The organism is Roseateles rivi (genome assembly GCF_043555845.1).
GTDB lineage: Bacteria > Pseudomonadota > Gammaproteobacteria > Burkholderiales > Burkholderiaceae_C > Roseateles > Roseateles rivi.
This window is the reverse complement of record NZ_JBIGHZ010000002.1, coordinates 339897-354713: the sequence shown is the minus strand read 5'-3', so window position 1 is coordinate 354713 and position 14817 is coordinate 339897. Positions and strand designations below refer to the sequence as shown.

Annotated in this window: 13 protein-coding genes; 11 read left to right on the top strand and 2 right to left on the bottom strand. The window is 67.5% G+C overall.

Annotated features, from left to right (window positions below; translation table 11 throughout):
- Window positions 1-32: 32 nt before the first annotated feature.
- Both ACG0Z6_RS05635 and ACG0Z6_RS05630 read left to right on the top strand, forming a co-directional pair.
- Entirely contained in the window at window positions 33-968 is a 936-nt protein-coding gene (locus ACG0Z6_RS05635) for a LysR family transcriptional regulator (RefSeq protein ID WP_394459322.1), read from the top strand.
- Window positions 965-1420 (top strand): DUF2214 family protein, encoded by a 456-nt coding sequence (locus tag ACG0Z6_RS05630; RefSeq protein WP_394459320.1) that lies wholly within the window; start codon window positions 965-967, stop codon window positions 1418-1420. The genes ACG0Z6_RS05635 and ACG0Z6_RS05630 overlap by 4 nt, the downstream gene beginning before the upstream one ends.
- 65 nt (window positions 1421-1485) lie before the next feature.
- Here the strand turns inward: ACG0Z6_RS05630 and ACG0Z6_RS05625 are convergent, their stop codons facing one another.
- Both ACG0Z6_RS05625 and ACG0Z6_RS05620 read right to left on the bottom strand, forming a co-directional pair.
- The gene (locus ACG0Z6_RS05625) at window positions 1486-1803 is read right to left on the bottom strand and encodes a PsiF family protein (protein ID WP_394459318.1); all 318 of its coding nucleotides are present in this window, start codon (window positions 1801-1803) and stop codon (window positions 1486-1488) included.
- A 127-nt stretch (window positions 1804-1930) separates the two neighbouring features.
- The gene (locus ACG0Z6_RS05620) at window positions 1931-3292 is read right to left on the bottom strand and encodes a serine/threonine-protein kinase (protein ID WP_394459316.1); all 1362 of its coding nucleotides are present in this window, start codon (window positions 3290-3292) and stop codon (window positions 1931-1933) included.
- 118 nt (window positions 3293-3410) lie between these two features.
- On the opposite strand from ACG0Z6_RS05620, the gene argS reads away from it, so the two are divergent.
- From argS to ACG0Z6_RS05575, 9 genes are all read left to right on the top strand, one after another.
- A complete protein-coding gene (argS, locus tag ACG0Z6_RS05615; protein ID WP_394459314.1) occupies window positions 3411-5138 on the top strand; it encodes an arginine--tRNA ligase in 1728 nt (575 codons plus the stop codon).
- A 43-nt stretch (window positions 5139-5181) separates the two neighbouring features.
- Window positions 5182-5889, top strand: coding sequence for an SPOR domain-containing protein (locus tag ACG0Z6_RS05610; RefSeq protein ID WP_394459312.1), 708 nt, complete (start codon window positions 5182-5184; stop codon window positions 5887-5889).
- A complete protein-coding gene (locus ACG0Z6_RS05605) occupies window positions 5886-6548 on the top strand; it encodes a thiol:disulfide interchange protein DsbA/DsbL (RefSeq protein WP_394459310.1) in 663 nt (220 codons plus the stop codon). Before ACG0Z6_RS05610 ends, ACG0Z6_RS05605 begins: the two co-directional genes overlap by 4 nt.
- 42 nt (window positions 6549-6590) lie before the next feature.
- Window positions 6591-7259: a thiol:disulfide interchange protein DsbA/DsbL gene (locus ACG0Z6_RS05600; protein WP_394459308.1), complete on the top strand. Its 669-nt coding sequence runs from the start codon at window positions 6591-6593 to the stop codon at window positions 7257-7259.
- Window positions 7260-7263: 4 nt separating this feature from the next.
- Window positions 7264-7896, top strand: coding sequence for a lipopolysaccharide transport periplasmic protein LptA (lptA, locus tag ACG0Z6_RS05595; protein ID WP_394459306.1), 633 nt, complete (start codon window positions 7264-7266; stop codon window positions 7894-7896).
- The gene (gene lptB, locus ACG0Z6_RS05590) at window positions 7893-8657 is read left to right on the top strand and encodes an LPS export ABC transporter ATP-binding protein (RefSeq protein ID WP_394459304.1); all 765 of its coding nucleotides are present in this window, start codon (window positions 7893-7895) and stop codon (window positions 8655-8657) included. The genes lptA and lptB overlap by 4 nt, the downstream gene beginning before the upstream one ends.
- A gap of 18 nt (window positions 8658-8675) precedes the next feature.
- Window positions 8676-10196, top strand: coding sequence for an RNA polymerase factor sigma-54 (locus tag ACG0Z6_RS05585; RefSeq protein ID WP_394459302.1), 1521 nt, complete (start codon window positions 8676-8678; stop codon window positions 10194-10196).
- A 168-nt stretch (window positions 10197-10364) separates the two neighbouring features.
- Window positions 10365-13499, top strand: coding sequence for a bifunctional diguanylate cyclase/phosphodiesterase (locus ACG0Z6_RS05580; protein ID WP_394459300.1), 3135 nt, complete (start codon window positions 10365-10367; stop codon window positions 13497-13499).
- Window positions 13496-14776: a THUMP domain-containing class I SAM-dependent RNA methyltransferase gene (locus ACG0Z6_RS05575; RefSeq protein ID WP_394459298.1), complete on the top strand. Its 1281-nt coding sequence runs from the start codon at window positions 13496-13498 to the stop codon at window positions 14774-14776. Before ACG0Z6_RS05580 ends, ACG0Z6_RS05575 begins: the two co-directional genes overlap by 4 nt.
- The last annotated feature ends 41 nt before the right edge of the window (window positions 14777-14817 follow it).

Genomic DNA, 14817 nt, shown 5'->3' with positions numbered 1-14817 from the left:
TTAGGATTGCCCAAGCAAAGCTCCCCTGCCCCATGGACCGACTCAAGCAAATCGAAGCCTTTGTGCTGGCCGCCACGCGCGGCAGCCTCACCGCCGCGGCCCAGGCCGAAGGCTTGGCACCCGCGGTGATTGGCCGGCGCATTGACGCGCTGGAAGCGCGCCTGGCCACCAAGCTGCTGCTGCGCACCACGCGGCGGCTCAACCTCACGCCCGAGGGCGCGGCGTTTTTGGAGGACTGCCAGCGCCTGCTGGCGGACTTTGAGGACGCCGAGGCCCAGGTCAGCGCCGGCAGCGTGCAGGCGCAGGGCCATGTCCGCGTCACCGCCCCGGCGGGCTTTGGGCGCCGCCATGTGGCGCCGCTGGTGCCGCAATTCCTGGCGCAGCACCCGGGCTTGAGCCTCTCGCTCAACCTCAGCGACCGCATCGTGGACATCGTCAACGAGGGCTATGACTGCGCCGTGCGCGTGGGCGACCTGGCGGACTCCAGCCTCATCAGCATGCGCTTGGCTGACAACCGCCGCCTGTGCGTGGCCGCGCCCAGCTACCTGGCGCGCGCGGGCACGCCGCAGCACCCCGAGGAGCTGCTGCGCCACGCCTGCCTGGTGCTGAGCTCCGAAGCCAGCCAGTCGCGCGGCTGGGCCTTTTCGGTGGGCGGACAGGTGCAGCACCTGCGCCCCAGCGGGCGCCTGGACTGCAGCGACGGCCAGGTGTTGCATGATTGGTGCGTGCAGGGCCTGGGCCTGGCTTGGCGCAGCACCTGGGAGGTGGCGGCCGATGTACGCGCCGGCCGCCTGCAAGCTGTGCTGGAAGACTTTGCCGCGCCGCCCAATGGCATTTACGCGCTGGTGCCGCAGCGCAAACTGCTGCCGCTGCGCGTGCGGCTGTGGATTGATTTTTTGAAACAACACTACGCCCTGCCCAGCTACTGGCTGCGCGGTGAGGACCCATCTCCTGAAAGCCATTCATGACACTTGAAGCCACCCTGGCCGCCGTTCACTTTCTGGCCATCATGACCCTGGTCGTTTTCCTAGGCAGCCAGGCCGCGCTGTGCCGCACCGAGTGGCTCAACGCCGCTGTGGTGCACCGCCTGGTGCGCTTGGACCTGCTCTACGCCGTGGCCGCGCTGCTGGTGCTGGCCAGCGGCCTGGCGCGCGCCTACTGGGGCATGAAGGGCGGTGCCTGGTACTGGTCGCAGCCGCTGCTGCACGCCAAGCTCACGGTGTTTGTGCTCATCGGCCTGCTGTCCCTGCGCCCCACCCTGCGCTTTCGCCAATGGCGCCGCCAACTACTGCAAACCGGCGCCCTGCCCGAGGCGGCCGAAGTGCAGTCCACCCGCCGCTGGGTGATGTGGGAAGCCCACCTGCTCATGCTGCTGCCCGTGCTGGGCGCCCTGCTGGCGCGCGGCGTGGGCACGCGCTGAAGAGGCCATGAAAAAAGCCGCCCGACAACGGGGCGGCTTTTGGCGGGCTTGAAACCCCGCGGCGCTCAGGCCTTGTTCGAGAGGCAGCTCTTCATGAAGGCTTTGCGCTCGTCGCCGCTCTTGCCTTTGGCGTCGGCATTGCATTGCTTCATTTTGGACTGCTGGGTGCTGCTCGCTGCTGCGGCTTCCGGGGCTTTATTGGAGAGGCAGCTCTTCATGAAGGCCTTGCGCTCGTCGCCTTTTTTGCCCTCGGCGTCGGCATTGCATTGCTTCATGCGCTGCTGCTGCGCGGTGGGTTCTTTCTTGGCTTCTTTGGCCGGTTCGGCGGCTTGGGCGCCGAAGGCCAGCAAGCCCAGGACCAGGATCAGCGACAGTTTTTTCATTGCGACTCTCTCCTCAAGTGACCAGCCCCTGACATGGGGTGGATGGGACCAGTTGAGCATAGCAACGGGTCGGCCTCAAGCCGGGTTGACCAAGAGCGGCCCCCCAGTTTGGAGGAGGAGCAGGGCCTTAGAGAATGCGCCGCGGGTGGGCCAGGGCTTCGTGTGCGGCGTGCAGGCGGCGCACCAGCACCTGGATGAACGCGCGGTCAAAGGCGTGGCGGCATTCCGGGCTGAGCTGGGCCAGGGTGTCTGGCGTGAATGACAGCGTGGTGGTCTGCTCGGTGATGCGCACATCCGTGCTGTGCAGGCGCAGCTCGGGGTTGGGGGCGAGGTAGGCCATTTCGCCCACCGAGGTGCCTGCGGCGAGCCGGGCCACGCATTGGCCGTCGCGCCAGACCTCCACCCCGCCCAGAGCGATGATGTGAAAGCTGTTGCCCGTCTGCCCCGTGCGGTAGAGGCAATGCCCGGCCGGGAAGCGCTGCCAGCGGGCGCGGTGCACCACCTCCCACAGGGCGATGTCGCCAAAGTCGGCAAAAAACTCCAGCGAGCGCAGCAGCGTGAAGCGTTCCGAGTCGCGCACCTCTTGCAAGGGGGCCAGCGGCACTTGCTGCTGTGTCACCAAGGCCGACAGGGCTTGGGCGAAGGCTTCCCAGTCGGGGTAGCGGTCGGCGGGGTGCTTGGCCAGGGCGCGGAAGATGACGCTCTGCAGCGCCGGGCTGACGTCGGCGCGTGCGCCCACCAGCGGTGGCGGCGCGCGGTGGTAGATCTGGTGCAGCAAGGCGGCCTGGTGCTCGGCCTCAAAGGGCGGGCGCCCGGCCACCAGGTGGTAGAGCACGGCGGCCAACGCGTACATGTCAGCGCGCGTGTCGAGGCTGCCGCCGTCGATTTGCTCGGGCGGCATATAGCTCAGCGAGCCCACGCGCTGCACCTGGGTGGTCTCGGCGTGCAGGTGCAAGGCGCTGCCAAAGTCGGTGACCTTCACATCCACCAGCCGCCCCTGGGCATCCATCACGCCCAGCAGGTTGGCGGGCTTGATGTCGCGGTGGATCACCCCTTGCCCCGCCACATAGGACAGGGCCATGGCGCACTTGAAGCCCAATTCCACGATTTGCTCCAGCGGCAGGAGCTGGTCGGGGCGGCAAAAGCGCCGCAGCGTCACCCCCGGCACGTACTCCATCACCAGATAGGGCGCGTCTTCGTCGTCAATGGCGTCAAGAATTTGCACCACATTGGGGTGTTTGAAGCGTCCGGAGAGCGCCGCTTCCGAGGCAAAAAAGCGCCGCACCAGGCCCTGTTCGGCGGCCGAGAGCGCGTTCCAATCGCGCAGCCGCTTCACGGCCACGTCGATTTGGCGGAATTCATCACGCGCCAGAAAAACCTCGCTGGTGGCCCCCTCCCCCAGGCGGCGCACCAGGCGGTAGCGCCCCACGCGCGCAGGCAAGCCCGGCGCGGTGGGGCTGTCGTCGCGTTCATAGGGTTGGGTGGGCATGAATTCGTCCATGGACCGGCGAGGCGCAGCGCTTGCAATATCAGGGGGCTGGTTTCAGGGGGGACGGCGGGCGGCCTGCACCTGGCTGTGCCCCCCAGTCCGTAGAATCGGCAACATCATGATCAAAGCTAAGCAGGATTTGCTCGCCGCGCTGGACCACGTGCTCCAGTCCCTCAGCCAAGAGGCTGTGGCTGCCGGTACCTTGGCCGCCGCCCCGGCAGCCAATTTCGAAACGCCCAAACAAGCCAGCCATGGCGATTTGGCTTGCACCGCGGCCATGCCCCTGGCCAAGGCGCTGCGCAAAAACCCACGTGAAGTGGCCCAGGCCCTGGTGGCTGCGTTGCAGGCGCAAAGCGCTGTGCAGCAATGGGTGCAGGCGCTGGAGATTGCCGGCCCGGGCTTTGTGAACATCCGCTTGAAAGACGCCGCCAAACAAGCCGTGGTGGCCGAAGTGCTGCAAGACGCCGCGCGTTTCGGTCAGCAAGCCGCCTGCGGCCGCTCAGCCTTGGTGGAATTTGTCTCGGCCAACCCCACCGGCCCGCTGCACGTGGGCCACGCCCGCCAGGCGGCGTTGGGCGACGCGCTGTGCAACCTCTTCGCCACCCAGGGCTGGAAGGTGCTGCGCGAGTTCTATTACAACGACGCCGGTGTGCAAATCGCCACTTTGGCCGACTCCACGCACAAGCGCCTGCAGGGCCTCAAGCCCGGCATGGCAGGCTGGCCCGAGGCGGCTTACAACGGCGACTACATCCAGGACATCGCCGACGCCTTCGTGCGCCGCGAAACCGTGCAGGCCGACGACCGCAGCTACACCGCCAGCGGCGATGTGAACGACCTCGACGGCATCCGCCAGTTCGCCGTGGCCTACCTGCGCCGCGAGCAGGACTTGGACCTGCAAGCCTTTGGCCTGAAGTTCGACCACTACTTCCTGGAGACCAGCCTCTACAGCGGTGGCGACGTGGAGCGCACCGTGCAGCGCCTCATCGACCAGGGCAAGACCTTTGAGGAAGGCGGCGCGCTGTGGCTGCGCACCACCGACTACGGTGACGACAAGGACCGCGTGATGCGCAAGTCCGAGGGCGGCTACACCTACTTTGTGCCCGATGTGGCCTACCACATCAACAAATTCCAGCGCGGCTACACCAAGTGCATCAACATCCAGGGCACCGACCACCACGGCACCATCGCGCGCGTGCGCGGCGGCCTGCAGGCGGCGGACGTGGGCATCCCCCAGGGCTTCCCGGACTATGTGCTGCACAAGATGGTCACGGTCATGAAGGGCGGCCAGGAGGTCAAGATCAGCAAGCGAGCGGGCTCTTACGTGACGCTGCGCGACCTCGTCGACTGGACCAGCCGCGACGCCGTGCGTTTCTTCCTCATCAGCCGCAAGGCCGACACCGAGTTCACCTTCGATGTCGACTTGGCCCTGCAGCAAAACGACGAGAACCCGGTGTTTTACGTGCAGTACGCGCATGCGCGCATCTGCTCGGTGCTGCGCCACTGGGTCAGCCAGGGCGGCGAGGAGGCCAGCCTGAGCGAGGCCGATCTGAGCCAGCTCACCGCACCCACCGAAGCAGCGCTCATGCTCAAGCTCGCCGACTACCCGCGCATGCTCAGCAGCGCCGCCCAGGATTTGGCGCCGCACGATGTGGCGTTTTACCTGCGCGACTTGGCCGGGGCCTTCCACAGCTACTATGCCGCGGAGCGCTTTTTGGGCCAGGAAGCGGGCTTGACCCGTGCGCGCATGGCGCTGCTGGCAGCCACGCGCCAGGTGCTGCGCAACGCGCTGGCGGTGTTGGGGGTCTCGGCCCCTGACGCCATGGAGCGTGAGGCCAGCGCCGCCTGACACCACCACAAACACCACACCCAAGCGAGAGAGGGACCCGTCCATGAGCGGCAACAAGCAGCCATCCGCCCAACGCCCACGCGGCCAAGCTGGCCACAGCGAACGCGGCGGCTTTGCCCTGGGCCTCATCGTCGGCCTGCTGGTGGGCCTGGGTTTGGCCTTGGGGGTGGCGCTCTTCATCACCAAAACGCCGGTGCCGCTGGTGGACAAACTGCCCCAGCGCACCGCCGAGCAAGACAGCCAGGAGGCCGAGCGCAACCGCAGCTGGGACCCCAACGCCGCCCTGGGCAGCAAGCCCGGGCGCGTCGCCTCAGGCGTGGTGGGCAGCACGGGCAGCGTGGAGCCGCCGGTGGCCGCACCTCAGGCCTCGGCCCCCAGCCCCGTGCTGGCGCAGCCCAGCCTCCCGGCTGCTCCCGCCGCACCTGCGGCCAAGCCCACGCATGTGGCGGACAAAGCCGCCAGCGCGCCCTCGCCCAAGCCCACGGCGGCAGCGCCTGCCGCTTCAGCACCTGCGAGCACGGTGTTCTTTGTGCAAGCCGGGGCCTTCAACAAGCATGAAGAAGCCGAACAGCAGCGCGCCAAGCTGGCCCTGCAGGGCTTTGTGGCCAAGGTGTTCGAGAAAGAGCAGTCTGGCCGCACCGTCTACCGCGTGCGCGTGGGCCCGCTGGACAGCCGCGCCGAGGCTGATGACGCCCGCTCCAAGCTCGAATCTGCCGGCATCGAAGCCGTGCTGGTGGGAGTGCAGCGGTGAAGCGCCGCGACCTGCTGGGCGTGGCCGCCGCGCCGCTGCTGCTCGGGAGCGTGGCGCTGGCCCAAGCTCAGGGCGCGCCTGTAGAGGGTGTGCATTTCAAAACCCTGCGCCAGTCCCAACCCGCCGCGAGTGGGGCTGTTGAGGTGACCGAGTTCTTCTGGTACGGCTGCCCGGTGTGCGACGGCTTTGAGCCCTATTTGGTGAACTGGGCGCAAAAGCTCGACGCCGGTGTGGTGCTGCGCAAAGTCCATGTGGGCGGCCGCGCACAGATCCGCCAGCACCAGCAGCTGTTTCTGACGCTGGAGGCCATGGGCGAGGAATCGCGGCTGCGCCCGCGCATTTTTGACGCCCTGCACCGCCAACACCTGGCGCTCGACAGCGAGGAGGCCATCGCGCAGTTTGTGGTGAGCCAGGGGGTGGATGGCGCCAAATTCAAGTCCATGTGGCAGTCGTTTGGTTTGCAGGCACGCATGCAGCAGGCCAACCAGCTGGTGCAGCGTACGCTGTCTGACAGCGGCGTGCCCACGCTGTGCGTGGGCGGGCGCTACATCACCTCCCCGGCCATGGCGGGTGTGGGTGCGGCCAGCCGCCAGGAGGCAGGCCGCCGTGCGCTGGTCGTGACCGATTATTTGTTGGAGCAGCTGCGCCGCCGCGCCTGAGGCAGCACGCGGGCCAGAGATCAAGCAAGACAAGGAGAAGCCATGAAACGCCGTGAGTTTGCAGCTGGGATGGGGGCCTCGGCCCTGGGTTTGGGTTTGAGTGCGCCGGTGTTGGCGCAGCGCCAGCCCGTGGAGGGCCAGCAGTTCAAGCGCCTGGCCACACCCGTGCCCACCAACGCGCCCGGAAAAATCGAGGTGCTCGAGTTCTTCTGGTACGGCTGCCCGCACTGCTACATCTTTGAGCCCTATATCGAAGACTGGGCCAAGAAGCTGCCTGCCGATGTGGTGTTCCGCAAGGTGCACGTGGCCTTTCGCGCCAACGTGAAGCAGCACCAGAAGATGTTCTACGCCCTGGACGCCCTGGGCCTGGAAGCGCGCGCGCGCCCGGCCATCTTCGCGGGCCTGCAGTCGCAAGGCCTGGCGCTGGACACGCCCAAGGCCATGGCCGATTTCCTCGGCCCGCTGGGGGTGGACCCGCAGAAGTTCCAAAGCGCCTTCAACTCCTTTGGCGTGGCCGCCAAGTGCCAGCAGGCCGAGCGCCTGTCTGAGGCCTACCGCATCGAAGGCGTGCCCACGGTGGCCATTCAAGGCCGCTTTGTCACGGCGCCGTCGCTGCACCAGATTCAGCAGCAGCGGGTGTCGGAACAAGTCCTGGCGCAAAGCACTTTGCAGACCATGGACGCCCTGATCCGCCAGGTGCGCGGGAAGTGATGGCATGCAGGCTGTAAACCCACTCACCGCCCTGCCCTGGCGCGCGCTCGTGGCGGCCGTGGCCGCTCTGAGCCTGTGCTCGGCCGCCCACGCCGCCAAGGAAGACCGCGACAAGCCGCTGATTTTCGAAGCCCTCAAGCAGGGCCGCTACGAAGGCGCGCGCCAAGCCATGGAGCTCAGCGGCAATGTGGTGCTCACCAAGGGCTCCATGCTGCTGCGCGCCGAGCGCCTGACGCTGCAGGCCGATGCGCAGGGCTACCAGCGGGCGCAGGCGCATGGTGCGGTGGGTCAGCAGGTGACCTTCCAGCAAGACCGCGACCAGCCCGGCGAGGTCATTCACGGCCGGGCCGACCGCATCGAGTACGACGAGCGCAGCGACATGGTTCGCCTCATCGGCAATGCCGAAATCCAGACACGGCGCGGCAGCGTGATCACCAGCGCCTTCAGCGGCGCGCAGATCAGCTTCAACGCCCGCACCGAGGTGCTGGACGTTAACCCCGGCGCCAGCGCGCCCAACCCCGGCGGGCGCATCCGCGGCATGGTCATGCCGCGTGGGGCCTCGGCACCGGATGCGGCGGCCAGCGAGGCCTTGCAGCTGCAGCCCGCGCGCCAGATCAACCCAGGCCGCACACCATGAGTGCACCCGGCGTGGATGGTGGCAGCCGGCTGCAGGCCGAGGGCCTGCAGAAAAGCTATGGCGTGCGCAAGGTCGTCAAGAACGTGCACGTGGACCTGCGCAGCGGCGAGGTGGTGGGCCTGCTGGGTCCCAACGGCGCGGGCAAGACCACCAGCTTCTACATGATCGTCGGCCTGGTGCGGGCCGATGCGGGCAGCATCCACATCGACGGCAAACCCGTGCAGCGCCTGCCCATCCATGAGCGCGCGCGCATGGGGCTGAGCTATCTGCCGCAGGAGGCGTCGATTTTTCGCAAGCTCACCGTGGCCGAAAACGTGCGCGCGGTGCTGGAGCTGCAGGTGGACGACAAGGGCAAGCCCTGGCCCAAAGCCCGCGTGGACGCCGAACTCGACCGCCTGCTGCACGAGCTCTCCATCGAGCGGCTGCGCGACAGCCCGGCCCCGGCGCTCTCCGGTGGCGAGCGCCGCCGTGTGGAAATTGCACGCGCCCTGGCCACTCAGCCGCGTTTCATCCTGCTGGACGAGCCCTTTGCCGGGGTTGACCCCATAGCTGTTTTAGAGATCCAGCGCATCATTCATTTCCTCCGAGAGCGCGGCATTGGCGTGCTCATCACCGACCACAACGTGCGAGAGACATTGGGTATTTGCGACCGTGCCTACATCATCAGCGAAGGGGCCGTTCTGGCTGAAGGCGCCCCCGCCGACATCGTCGACAACCCCGATGTGCGCCGCGTGTACCTGGGCGAGAACTTCCGCATGTAAGCGCCTGCAGGGCCCGCCATGAGACCCACCCTGCAGGTACGCCTTTCGCAGAACCTGGCGCTGACGCCGCAGCTGCAGCAGTCCATACGGCTGCTGCAGCTCTCCACGCTGGAGCTGCAGCAGGAGGTGGAGCAGATGCTGGCCAGCAACCCGCTGCTGGAGCCCGACAGCGAGGGCGACGAGCGCGCCGAAGGCAGCACCCCCCTCGCCGCTCCGGCCTCTGAGCGCGTGCACGAACCCAGCGCTGAAGGCGGCGACGCCGCGCATGAGGGCGAGGCCAACGGCGAGCTCAAGGCCGAGGACTTTGGCGGCACCGAGCGTGACGACTGGGAAAACGGCACCGAGCACGACGATTTCGACGGCATCCGCGAGCTGCCTTCGCTGCGCGGCGAAGGCCTGGGTGGCGAGGGTGAGGACGGCGCGCAGGAGCGCGACGCCGGCGTCGTCACGCTGCAAGACCATTTGCGCGAGCAAATGGCGGGCATGCAGCTGGGCGCCATGGACCGCGCGGCCTTGCTGGCGCTGATCGAATCTCTCAACGAAGACGGCTTTTTGGAAGACTCGCTGGAAGAGTTGGCCGAGAGCTTTGCCAGCCCCGACAGCAGCGAGGAAGAGCGCGAGGCCGTGCACGACGCGCTGCGCCTGGCCCTGGCCCTGCTGCACAGCATGGACCCCACCGGCGTGGGCGCGCGCGACCTGGCGCAATGCCTGCAATTGCAGCTGCAGCGCCAAAGCCCCAGCCCGCAGCAGCAGCTGGCGCTGCGCGTGTGCCAGCAGGACTTGGGCCTGCTGGGCCGGCGCGACTGGCGCCGCCTGGCCTTGCTCACCGGCGCGGACGAAGAAGCGCTGCGCGAGGCCGCGGCCCTCATCGCCACGCTGGAGCCACACCCGGCGCGGCGTTTTGGCCGCACCGAGGCCAGCGCCGTGGTGCCCGATGTCATCGTGCGCAAAACCGGGCGCGGTCTGGACGTGCAGCTCAACCCCGATGTGATGCCGCGCCTGCGCATCAACCAACTCTACGCCGAGGCGCTGCGCGCCGCGCGCGGTCTGAGCCAGACGCCGCTTGGCGGCCAGCTGCAGGAGGCGCGCTGGTTCATCAAAAACGTGCAGCAGCGCTTTGACACCATCCTGCGCGTGAGCCAGGCCATTGTGCGGCGCCAGCGCGGCTTCTTCACCCACGGCGAGCTGGCCATGAAGCCGCTGGTGCTGCGCGAAATCGCCGACGAGCTGGAGTTGCACGAGTCCACCATCTCGCGCGTCACCACGGCCAAATACATGGCCACGCCCTGGGGCACTTTCGAGCTGAAGTACTTTTTCGGCAGCGGCCTCAGCACCGAGACCGGGGGCTCCGCCTCCAGCACGGCGGTGCGTGCGCTCATCAAGCAGTTTGTGGCGGCGGAGGACGCGGCCAAGCCGCTGTCGGACAACCAGCTGGCCCAGATGCTGGAAGAGCAAGGCATCCAAGTGGCCCGCCGCACGGTGGCCAAGTACCGAGAGGCGCTGCGCATCGCACCCGCCGCGCAACGCAAAGCGCGCTAAGGCGCTGAGATTTTCCTACTCGAGTGCTCGGAAGAAATCAATAGCCTATTCCCCCGGTAGGCCTCAAAATCCCCCATAAATTTACGGAATGCGCGCGGGCGAATCCGCGCACCATGGCGGGCGCTTTTGGACGCTTGCCCTCGTCTGTACCTTTTCACGTGCTCTTGCATGCCCGAGCTGACCACCCAAAGTTTCAGAAGGGATACCCGCCGCCACTGGCTAGGTACCGGCGCTGTGCTGGGGCTGTGCTGGGCGGTGGCCTCGCTGTGGCTGCACCATGAGCGGGACGTGTTGTTGCGCACCGAAAGCGACAAGCTGCAAGCCCAGGTGGAGGCCTTGGACAACGTGCTGGGTCAGCAACTGGTGTCGGCACACACCGCGCTCAAGACCGTGATGTTGCAAAGCGCCGCCTGGGGCGAGGCCACCCGCACGCAGCGTGGCAGTGAACTGCTGAGCACGCTGGCGCGCTCCATTCCCGGGGTGCGTGGCATGACACTGGTGAGCCCGCAGGGGGTGGTGGTGGCGAGCTCATTCCCGGAAATGCTTCACCGTGATGTGAGCCAGCGCGACTACTTTCGCCTGCCCTCGAACACGCCGGCCATGAACCAGCTCTACCTCTCAGAGCCCTACGAGAGCGCGATGGGGGTCTACACGGTGACGCTGTCGCGGGCCGCCTTCAACCATCGCGGCATCTTCAGCGGGGTGGTGGCGGCGACGCTGGAGCCGGAGTATTTCCAGCTCGTCATGGGCATGGCCCAGCCCTCGGCCAACCAATGGGTGGCCATGGCGCATGAGGACGGCCTGCTCTTTGGCGTCCTGCCCGAGCGACCCGATTGGGTGGGCAAAAACATGCGGGCCACGGCCGGGTCCATCCTGGCCCGGCATGTCCGCGAGGGCGAACTCAGCAGCCTGCAGCACATGAAGTCGGTGCTCAGCGACGACGAGCGTCTGGTGGGCGTGCGCACCATCAAGCCCGAGGGCTTTGTGCTGAACAAACACCTGGTGGTGGCCGTGGGGCGCTCGGTGGCCGATGTGGAGGCGCCCTGGCGGCGCCAAGTCATGCTGGCCTTGCTCACGGGCGGGGCCATTACTTTGATGGCGCTCTCCGGCTTGGGGCTGTGGCAGCGGCGGCGCCTGCAGCTGGTGGCCATGCGCCAGCGCCAGTTCGAGGCCGAACGCGAGGCCGCCCAGCGCACCGCGCTGGCGCTGGACGGTGCGGCCCTGGGGCTGTGGGACTGGCATGTGTCCACCGATTTGCTGCACAGCGACGCGCGCTGCTGGCACATGCTGGGCTGCCCGCCCACGCCCGAGGCCGTGCCGCTGCGCCAGTGGCTGCAACATGTGGAGGAGCGCGACCAGCTCAGCGTGAACGAGGCGCTGCAGCAGCAAATTGCGCACACCGACGCTTCGGGCTGGTCGCAGCAGTTCCGCATGCAGCACAGCAGCGGGCAGGTGGTGTGGATTCACGCCAAAGGCCGGGCCACCGCCTGGGACGGGCAGGGCCGGGCGCTGCGCATCGTGGCCACGCTGCTGGACATCACCCAAGCGCGCCAGACCGAGCAGCAGCTGCGCGACCAAGCCAGCCACACCCAAGCCATCTTGGACCACATGCTCGACGGTGTGATCACCACCGATGCCAGCGGGGTGATCGAATCCATCAACCCCGCCGCTTGCCGCATGTTCGGCTACCCGATGGAAGAGCTGCTGGGGCGCAATGTCAATGTGCTCATGCCGCTGCCCGACAGCCAGCACCACAAGCAATACATCGCCAACTACTTCAGCCACGGCGTGGCGCGTGTGATTGGGCAAAACCGCGATGTTTCGGGTCTGCGCAAAGATGGCACGGTCTTTCCCATGACGCTGGGGCTGTCGCAAATCGAGCGTGAAGGCCAACCGCTGTTTGTGGGCCTGACGCGCGACATCACCGAGCGCAAGCAGGTCGAAGCCGAAATCGAGCGCCTGGCCTTTTACGACGCCCTCACCGAGCTGCCCAATCGCCGCCTGCTCATGGACCGGCTGCAGCATGCCCTGGTTTCGGCGCGGCGCCACTCGCGCAGCGGTGCGCTGCTGTTCATCGACCTGGACCACTTCAAAGTTCTGAACGACAACAAGGGCCACAGCATGGGCGACCTCATGCTCAAAGAGGTGGCCCAGCGCATCCAGCGCGTGCTGCGCGCCGATGACACCGTGGCGCGCTGGGGTGGCGACGAATTCGTGGTGGTGTTGCAAGACCTTGGCAGCAGCACCGAGCCCGGTGCGCGCAGTGTTGAAGTGGCCGCCGAGGTGGCCGCTGAAAAGCTCTTGCACGTGCTGGGCCAGCCCTACCAGCTCGACGGCTACTTGCACCACAGCACGCCCAGCATTGGCATCGTGCTGTGGGGCGGCAGCCCAGTGGCCAACCCTGAGGATTTGCTCAAAGCCGCCGACCACGCCATGTACCAGGCCAAATCCCAGGGCCGCAATCGCATTTGCTTCTTCGACCCGCGCGTGCAGGCCGAAATGGCCGAACGCATCGCCCTGGAGCTGGACCTGCGCAGTGCCCTGCAAGCCGGGGAGCTGGAGCTGCACTGCCAGGCGCAGGTGGGGCGCTCGGGCCAGCTCATCGGCGGCGAGCTGCTGCTGCGCTGGCGCCACCCCACGCGCGGCTGGATCTCCCCTGCCGTGTTCATCCCCCTGGCCGAGCAGACCGGCCTCATCGAACCCCTGGGCCAGTGGGTGCTGCGCCAAACCTGCGAGCTGCTGGGGCGCTGGGCCACGGACCCTTTGCTCGCGCCGCTGTCGCTGGCGGTCAACCTCAGCGTGCGGCAGTTCCGCCAAAAAGGCTTTGCCGACCACCTGATCGACCTGCTGCAGCGCAGCAGCGTGCCCGCGCACAGCCTCAAGCTGGAGATCACCGAAAGCGCGGTCATCGAGGACGTCGAAGCCGTCATCGCGCTCATGGAGCAGCTGCGTGCGCTGGGCCTGCGCTTCTCGCTGGACGACTTCGGCACCGGCTACTCCTCGCTGGCCTACCTCAAGCGCCTGCCGCTGGCGCAGCTCAAAATCGACCAAAGCTTTGTGCGCGACCTGCTCACGGAGGCGAATGCCCGCGCCATCGCCCACGCCGTCATCCAGATGGGCAACAGCCTGGGCCTGGACGTCATCGCCGAGGGCGTGGAAACCGACGCCCAACACGCCCTGCTCGGGCGCATGGGCTGCCACGCCTTCCAGGGCTACCGCTTTGCGCGGCCCGTGCCGCTGCCGGACTTTGAGCGCCTGGTCTACCACTGGAACCCAGCCGAGGCTGAGACAATCTGGGGATGAACGTGCCCCACCCCGAAGCGAGCGAAGTGCTCTACCTCTTTCTGCCCTGCGCCGCAGGCGTCGAGCCCTGGCTGGATGAGGAGGTGCAGCGCATCTGCCCCGACCTGCGCCGCCAAACCCAGCGCGGCGGCGTGGCCGTGGAGGGCCATGCCGAAGCCGTGCTGCGCCTGAACCTGCACAGCCGCCTGGCCCAGCGCGTGCTCATCGAACTCGACAGCGCGCCCTACCGCCACGAAGACGACCTCTACGCCCTGGCGCGGCGCACCGACTGGAACCGCTGGATCACCCCGCGCCACACCCTGCGCGTGGACACCACCGCCCAGCGCTCGCCCCTGCGCAGCCTCAACTTCGCCACCCTGCGCATCAAAGACGCCGTGTGCGATGTGCTGCGCGAAGCCACTGGCGAGCGCCCCAGCGTCGACACGCGTCACCCCGACCTGCCCCTGCAACTGCACCTGGGCCCCGAGTACGCCACCCTCTACGTCGACAGCTCGGGCGAGCCCCTCTTCAAACGCGGCTGGCGCGAGGACAAAGGCGACGCCCCCCTCAAAGAAACCCTGGCCGCGGCCATGCTCGCCGCCGCTGGTTGGCGCGGCACCCCCGAAGCTGGCGGCGCCCTGGTCGACCCCTGCTGCGGCAGCGGCACCATCGCCATTGAGGCCGCGCAAATCGCCTGCAACATCGCGCCCGGCCAACTGCGCCGCTTCGCCTTCGAGCGCCTGCGCCCCTTCGCCGCCCTGCTGCCACGCTGGCAGCAACTCAAAGCCGAAGCCCGCGCGGCCGAACACCCCCCGCGCGTGCCCATCTACGGCAGCGACGTGAGCTTCCGCATGGTCGACTTCGCCCAGCGCAACGCCGCCCGCGCTGGCGTGGCCCACGCCGTGCAATTCAACGGCGGTGACGCCCTGGAGCGCCCGGCACCCACCCTGCCCGAAGGCCTGGGCGGCACCCTCATGCTCAACCCACCCTACGGTGAGCGCATCGAAGTGTTGGGTAAAGCCGCCACCCACCACCGCCCCCTGCCCTTCGCCACCGACCCAGGCGAGGACCAACGCCACGCCGACGCCGACTTCTTCCCCCGCCTGGCCGCCCACTGGAAACGTGCCTACACCCAAAACCCCGCCGGCTGGACCGCCTGGCTGCTGTGCCCCGAAATGAAACTCGAAGGCCAACTGCGCCTCAAAGCCAACCGCCGCGTGCCCATGTGGAACGGCCCCATCGAGTGCCGCCTGTATCGGTTTGATTTGGTGGCGGGCTCGGCGCGCAATCAAACTTGATGCGGGTCGGTTTTCGCTCCGCCTTGCACACACCAAGCGGC

Bases quoted from the DNA above. Each gene is read 5' to 3' on its own strand.
- ACG0Z6_RS05635 (WP_394459322.1), top strand. From the start codon at position 33: ATGGACCGACTCAAGCAAATCGAAGCCTTTGTGCTGGCCGCCACGCGC.
- ACG0Z6_RS05630 (WP_394459320.1), top strand. From the start codon at position 965: ATGACACTTGAAGCCACCCTGGCCGCCGTTCACTTTCTGGCCATCATG.
- ACG0Z6_RS05625 (WP_394459318.1), bottom strand. From the start codon at position 1,803: ATGAAAAAACTGTCGCTGATCCTGGTCCTGGGCTTGCTGGCCTTCGGC.
- ACG0Z6_RS05620 (WP_394459316.1), bottom strand. From the start codon at position 3,292: ATGCCCACCCAACCCTATGAACGCGACGACAGCCCCACCGCGCCGGGC.
- argS (WP_394459314.1), top strand. From the start codon at position 3,411: ATGATCAAAGCTAAGCAGGATTTGCTCGCCGCGCTGGACCACGTGCTC.
- ACG0Z6_RS05610 (WP_394459312.1), top strand. From the start codon at position 5,182: ATGAGCGGCAACAAGCAGCCATCCGCCCAACGCCCACGCGGCCAAGCT.
- ACG0Z6_RS05600 (WP_394459308.1), top strand. From the start codon at position 6,591: ATGAAACGCCGTGAGTTTGCAGCTGGGATGGGGGCCTCGGCCCTGGGT.
- lptA (WP_394459306.1), top strand. From the start codon at position 7,264: ATGCAGGCTGTAAACCCACTCACCGCCCTGCCCTGGCGCGCGCTCGTG.
- lptB (WP_394459304.1), top strand. From the start codon at position 7,893: ATGAGTGCACCCGGCGTGGATGGTGGCAGCCGGCTGCAGGCCGAGGGC.
- ACG0Z6_RS05585 (WP_394459302.1), top strand. From the start codon at position 8,676: ATGAGACCCACCCTGCAGGTACGCCTTTCGCAGAACCTGGCGCTGACG.
- ACG0Z6_RS05580 (WP_394459300.1), top strand. From the start codon at position 10,365: ATGCCCGAGCTGACCACCCAAAGTTTCAGAAGGGATACCCGCCGCCAC.
- ACG0Z6_RS05575 (WP_394459298.1), top strand. From the start codon at position 13,496: ATGAACGTGCCCCACCCCGAAGCGAGCGAAGTGCTCTACCTCTTTCTG.